At 70.5% G+C, this 5,853-nt stretch carries 5 protein-coding genes and 2 pseudogenes; 3 read left to right on the forward strand and 4 right to left on the reverse strand.

Annotated elements, in window-relative coordinates; genetic code table 11:
* Positions 1 to 99: 99 nt before the first annotated feature.
* Positions 100 to 708: a TetR-like C-terminal domain-containing protein gene (locus ACZ4MF_RS48575; protein ID WP_467500821.1), complete on the reverse strand. Its 609-nt coding sequence runs from the start codon at positions 706 to 708 to the stop codon at positions 100 to 102.
* 76 nt (positions 709 to 784) lie between these two features.
* Between ACZ4MF_RS48575 and ACZ4MF_RS48580 the strand changes: the two genes are divergently transcribed.
* Complete coding sequence (locus tag ACZ4MF_RS48580) at positions 785 to 2,068, forward strand: MFS transporter (protein WP_467500822.1); 1,284 nt, start codon at positions 785 to 787, stop codon at positions 2,066 to 2,068.
* Positions 2,069 to 2,568: 500 nt separating this feature from the next.
* Here ACZ4MF_RS48580 and ACZ4MF_RS48585 read toward each other — a convergent pair whose 3' ends face one another.
* Both ACZ4MF_RS48585 and ACZ4MF_RS48590 read right to left on the reverse strand, forming a co-directional pair.
* Positions 2,569 to 3,051, reverse strand: a complete 483-nt coding sequence (locus tag ACZ4MF_RS48585; protein ID WP_467500824.1) for a hypothetical protein — start codon at positions 3,049 to 3,051, stop codon at positions 2,569 to 2,571.
* A gap of 336 nt (positions 3,052 to 3,387) precedes the next feature.
* Positions 3,388 to 3,519 (reverse strand): annotated as a pseudogene (locus tag ACZ4MF_RS48590) (sigma factor-like helix-turn-helix DNA-binding protein); the annotation flags it as partial.
* Between the two features lie 290 nt (positions 3,520 to 3,809).
* Here ACZ4MF_RS48590 and ACZ4MF_RS48595 point away from each other — a divergent pair.
* The gene (locus tag ACZ4MF_RS48595; protein ID WP_467500826.1) at positions 3,810 to 4,778 is read left to right on the forward strand and encodes an alpha/beta hydrolase; all 969 of its coding nucleotides are present in this window, start codon (positions 3,810 to 3,812) and stop codon (positions 4,776 to 4,778) included.
* Between the two features lie 134 nt (positions 4,779 to 4,912).
* Positions 4,913 to 5,056: pseudogene (locus ACZ4MF_RS48600) on the forward strand (ISAzo13-like element transposase-related protein); the annotation flags it as partial.
* 61 nt (positions 5,057 to 5,117) lie between these two features.
* On the opposite strand, the gene ACZ4MF_RS48605 reads toward ACZ4MF_RS48600, so the two are convergent.
* Positions 5,118 to 5,853 (reverse strand): hypothetical protein (locus ACZ4MF_RS48605; protein ID WP_467500828.1); only part of this gene is annotated, 736 nt, incomplete at its 5' end.

The following is a 5,853-nucleotide window of genomic DNA, read 5'->3' on the forward strand; positions in this document are numbered from 1 at the left end:
TCCAGTGGCTGACGTACTACAACGCCCGCGGGCGCCACGGCAGCCTCGGCTACCTCTCACCCGTCGAGTTCGAACAGCAGCATCGGGCAGAGCATGGACTCACCCTCGCGGGATGAACCCCCGTGTCCACACTCCGGGGGACGCCTCAGTCCGGAGCGTCGCCAGACAGGTGGACACCAGTGTGCGGGCCCAGTCGGCGGAGGCGGGCTCGGGGGTGAAAATGGCGCGATAGTAGAGCGGGCCGAGGAGGAAGTCCGCCGCGGTCTCCACGTCGAGTGCCGTCCCCCCGCGGTCCTGTTCGCGCCGGATGATCGCGCCGAGCTGGCGGTGGCGGTCCTCGACGCAGGCGCAGCCGCCTGCCGGGCCGGAGCCGATCGTCGCCCGCATGAGGGCAAGCGTGTCCGGGTCGGCGACGTCGGTGGCCACGTCGGCGAGCCAGCGCTGGAGGTCGCCGGCGAGGGAGCCGGAGTCGGGGACGACCAGGTCGTCGGTGAAGCGGCTGGTGGCGACGTCGTTGAGTAGCTGGGCGGTGGACCCCCAGCGCCGGTACAGGGTGGTGGGGTGCACGCCGGCGCGCGCGGCCACGGCGGGCAGGGTCAGTGTCTCCGCTTCCTCCTCGGCGAGGAGTTCTGCGACGGCGCGATGGACGGCCGCCCGCACCTTCGCGGAGCGGCCGCCGGGACGTACCTGGGTCAACGAGTCAGCCATGGGGAAATTATCGCACCGATCGTTGCGTTAGTGGTAGCGTCTTAAACGCATCGATCACTGCTTTTGGAGTCGCGTCGTGTCCGGTCCCGCCCCGTCCCAGCTCCAGCCCTCCCTGCCGCCCACCGACCGGGTGGCGCCACCGGAGGAGAGGCGACGACGGCTGAGCCGTCCCGTCGCCTTCGCCTCCCTCGCGGTCGTCTTCGTGCTGTTCATGGCCGCCTCCAGCGCGCCCTCCCCGCTCTATGTCGTCTACCAGCACGAATGGCACTTCTCCGCCACCACCCTCACCACGGTCTTCGCCGTCTACGTGCTCGGCATGATCGGGGCGCTGCTCGTCCTCGGCGCCCTCTCCGACCACCTCGGCCGCCGTCCGGTCCTGCTCTCCGCGATCGCCCTCGAAGCGGTCTCGATGGTCCTGTTCCTCACCGCGGGCAACGTCGGCCTGCTGCTGACGGCACGCTTCATCCAGGGCATCGCCACCGGGGCCGCGATGACCACGCTCGGCGCCGCACTGTCCGACCTCAACCCCGCGCACGCCCCGCACCGGGCCGGCCTGGTCACGGGCACCGCGCCCACCTTGGGACTCGGACTGGGCTCGCTCGGATGCGGGCTTCTCATCGAGTACGGGCCGCACCCCACCCGCCTCGTCTACGTGCTGCTGCTCCTCGCCCTCGTGGCGGCCGGCGCCCTCCTGTCGGCCCTGCCCGAGACCTCGCTGCGCCGCCCGGGCGCCGCCCGCTCGCTCCAGCCCCGCCTGCGGGTCGCCCCCCACCTGCGGGCCGACCTGCTGAGCCTGGTCCCGATCCTCATCGCGAGCTGGGCGCTCGGCGGCCTCTACCTCTCGCTCGGCCCGTCCGTCGCCGTCGGCCTGTTCGGTCTCTCCAGTCACGTCGTCGGCGGACTCGTGGTCACCCTGCTCACCGGCCCCGCCTTCCTCACCGCCCTCGCCCTGCGCGGCTGGCCCGTCGGACGGACCCTCGCCGTCAGCGCAACCCTGCTCCTCGTCGGCACGGCCGTCGCCCTGACCGGTGTGGAGGAGCACTCCCTGACCGCGGCCGCCCTCGGAACCGCGATCGCGGGCGTCGGCTTCGGCGGCTCCGCCCTCGCCAGCTTCGGCACCCTGGCCCGGATAGCCCGCCCCGCCGAACGCAGCGAGCTGCTCTCCGTCGCCTTCGTCATCTCCTACCTGGCCTTCAGCATCCCGGCCGTGATCGCCGGCATCGCCGCCACGCACGCCGGCCTGCAGGACACGTTCGTCACCTACGCGGCGACGGTCGCCGCCCTCTGCGTCCTCGCCCTGCTCGCCCAGCACCTGCGCGCGACCCGCACCCCCGCCACCGGAGGCGTTCCCCAGGTATGAGGAACCGCCCGGGAACCGGTCGCTGCGGCCCGCTCGAGGCCGCGGCGACCGCGGTGCGTCGGACGTTCGGCTGCCGTCCGCCCGGTCCCAGCCCGGCCGGGAGGCGTTCGCCACGCACTGGTTGTGCACCCGGAGGCGGACCATGGCGGCGTTCAGCAGCGGAGCAGACGGGTCGAGGCGCTCCGCCGAACGGGCGAGGGAGGCCAGGACGTGCTCGACCTCCGTGGGCCGCGCGTCCAGGACATCCCGGTGCATCGAAACCATGCGGGAGCGGGAACGGGGAGGCCGGCTGTCCTACCGGGCAGCCGATGCGGGGAACCCATCATGATCGCGTCACCAACGACAGCGTGCGGCCTCCGGCGCGGCTGACCGCATGCGTGGCGCCCCGCCACAGGCGGCGCGACGGGAACGCCACGAACACGCCCGACACGCTACCCCAGCAGCCGGCCCGGGATCACAGAACCTGCGTACGGGGCACGACGGTCAGCCAGCACACCCACTCACGGGCGCAGGACCGAGGTGTACTGACTCCTGCTGTCACCGAGGTAATTGCTGTCGTAGGTGCCCTTCGGGGTGAGCAGCCAGTACCCGCCCACCATCGGCTCGAAGTGCCACGTGCCCGTGTAGGCGGTCTTGCTGAAGGTGACGTGCAGGTAGACATGGCCGACCTTGCCTGAGGCGACCTTCACCGTGGGCGAGTAGCCGGGCAGGTTGAGACCGATCAGTCCGGTCGAGTCGTAGTAGCTGGCCTTCTCCCAGCGGTGGTGTACCGGATTCCACCACGTGGCGGAGATCCCCCGCATCTGCTCGAAGCCCGGGGCGGAGAAGTTCCACAAGGACAGCGCAAAGCCGGCCGGGGCCAGGACGTCCCGGGACTTCTGCGTGTAGGACAGGGTGACGTTGATCGTGCCGCCGCGGTGGAAGGAACTCGGGATGCCGCTGGCCCACTCCTTCAACGTCCCGATCTGGTGAGTCGCGGCCACCTGCTTCCCGGCCGGGGCCGCGGACGCTGTGCCCGTGCTGATCGACAACAACCCCATTGCCGTGGCGGCTGCAACTGCTGCCGCACGTATACGTGTTCTCAAGCTGTTCCCTCCCAGTGATCCATCAGCCGCGCATCCTACGCACCAGCCCGCCCTCCCTGGGTAAGGCCACGGCAAGACGGGTCTGTCACGTCAACGCTGTTGGCGCGGGCTTGCAGGGCGTCGCGCAGTCGTTGTTCGATCGCCTCGTTGCGGATCTGGGTGTGGCTCGTCGCCGGACCTCCGCAGGCTGCCGACGGCGGGAGGGACGGGAGCGCGGCTGAGAGGTGTGCTCGGTCATCGAGGGATCTCCAGTTGTCTGCCGAGAGCGTCCAGGGCCCGGCTGGCGGTTGATTTGACCGTGCCGCGGGAGACTCCAAGGGTGTCGGCGATCTGGGCTTCGGTGAGATCTGACCAGTAGCGCAGGACCTTCCGCCGGCCGCCGAGAAGTTCATGGCCGCGCGCCCACTCCCACACCGTCGTGGTCAACGCCCCCCACGCCGTCGCCCTGACCGACTCCGGCGCCGTGACCAACCTGATCGAGCAGGCCGCCGTCGCCCGGGGCTGACCGGCCCGGCATCGGCCTCCGCCTCGCCCCAACGGGCGAAGGCCCACCCCGTCCAGCGCGGAATCCGCGCCGATGGGGCATCCCTGCAACCACACCCTGCGAAGCTCTGCGGGCATCCTGCCGCAGCACATCAAATCCAAGGATGATCGTCATGACCGAGAACACCGCCCCCCGTCCCGTCCTCGAACCCGCCGCGCAGGCCTTCGCCGAGGCCACCGCGAACCCGCCGTACCTGTTCGACCTCGCCCCCGCCGAGGGCCGCAAGGCCGTCGACGAGGTGCAGTCCGGCGAGATCGCCAAGCCCGCCGTCGACGAGGAATGGATCACCGTCACCGGCGGCCCCACCGGCACCGTCCGAACCCGCGTCATCAAGCCCGCTGGCAGCACCGGCCCCCTCCCCGTGATCGTCTACCTCCACGGCGCTGGCTGGGTGTTCGGCAACGCCCACACCCACGACCGGCTCGTGCGCGAACTCGCCGTCGGCGCCAACGCCGCCGTCGTCTTCCCCGAGTACGACCTCTCGCCCGAGGCCCGCTACCCGGTCGCCATCGAGCAGAACTACGCCGTCGCCCAGTGGATCGTCCGCGAGGGCGCGACCAAGGGGCTGGACGCCACCCGCCTCGCGGTCGCCGGCGACTCTGTCGGCGGCAACATGGCCGCAGCCCTCACCTTGATGGCCAAGGACCGCGGCGATGTCCCGCTGGCCGCGCAGATCCTGTTCTACCCGGTGACCGACGCGAGCTTCGACACCCCGTCGTACCACCAGTTCGCCGAGGGCTATTTCCTGCGCCGGGACGGCATGCAGTGGTTCTGGGACCAGTACACGACCGACGAGACCGAGCGCGCCCAGATCACCGCCTCGCCCCTGCGGGCCACCACCGACCAGCTCCAGGGCCTGCCGCCGGCGCTGGTCATCACCGCCGAGGCCGACGTGCTGCGCGACGAGGGCGAGGCCTACGCCAACAAGCTCCGCGAAGCCGGCGTCCCCGTCACCGCGGTCCGCTACCAGGGCATCATCCACGACTTCGTGATGCTCAACGCCCTGCGGGACACCTTCGCCGCCGACGCTGCCATCAACCAGGCCGTCGGCGTCCTGCGCACCGCCCTGCACAGCAGCTGACGATGTAGCGCCATGAACGGGGGATGAGCCCCGGACCGCTCGCGCGGCCCTCGGCTCAGCGCGTTCCTCAGCTGTGGTTCGACGGGCTGCGCTGGTCGAGCCAGATCGAGTCGAGGGCACGGTCGAGGATGCGCTGCCATCCGGTCGGGCGCGCGGGCAAAATAGAACACAGGCTGTTCTCGCACGTCACCCACAACTGGCGCGGACGCCCGCTGACCAGCCATGAGGTCGTCGTCAACACCATCGCCGCGACCACCGGCTGCGGCGGGATCCGGCTAGCATGCGCCGCGTCACGGCTTCTCTCCTGGGCGCCGCCAGCCCGCGTCCAATCAGTTGCTGCTATTCGGTGCCGCAGGCGGTGCTCGCCGCAGCGGCGGTGGCGAGCCACGCCCGGTGAGCCGCGAGATCGGACGGCTCCAGCAGCGGCGTCTCGTTGATGGTCGCGACGAGCTCGTGGTACCGGCCGAGCACGCTGGCAGCCCGACCCGCGAACCCCGCGGTTGAGACCGTCCCTCCCGGGGCTGCGGTGGCGAGCCGTCGCCGCAGCTCGCTCGTGTACTCCTCCCCGAGGACATCGGCCATCGACTCCACCACCCGGCGGGCGATGTCCCGAGCCGTGGCGCTGTCCGCCGACAAACCGGAGCGCTGTGCCGCCATCGCGTCCAACTGCACTTGCCGCAGGCGTTCGATGCGTTCCAGCATCGAGGGCGCCGTGACCTCGTGTGCCCGGGCGCCGGTGAACGCGTCGTGGAAGAACGAGCGGACAGCGAGGCGGAACTCCTCGTCCTGCACCAATTCGGTCAACTCGACCCACGCCTCGTGTTGTGCGGCAGTCGGTGTTGGCGGCAGGTGCGGACGCATATGCAGGAGCCGCGCGAACTCCGGATGAACCTCAAGGCCATCACAGACCTCGTCCCAGAATCCTTCAATGAGCCGCTCGTGCTCCTCGTCGTCGCCCGCGAAGACAGACGCAGACGTGTTGTGACGGAGCGGTAGTTCTGCTGTAGCTGGGTTGTTGCGTCCTGGTGTTCTGTGTTTGTGGTGGGAATTTGGGGGTGGGTCGGGGTGGTTGTCG

This window comes from Streptomyces sp. NPDC025793, from assembly GCF_055558375.1.

Coding starts and splice junctions, on each gene's coding strand:
- ACZ4MF_RS48575 (WP_467500821.1), bottom strand. CDS start 708: ATGGCTGACTCGTTGACCCAGGTACGTCCCGGCGGCCGCTCCGCGAAG.
- ACZ4MF_RS48595 (WP_467500826.1), top strand. CDS start 3,810: ATGACCGAGAACACCGCCCCCCGTCCCGTCCTCGAACCCGCCGCGCAG.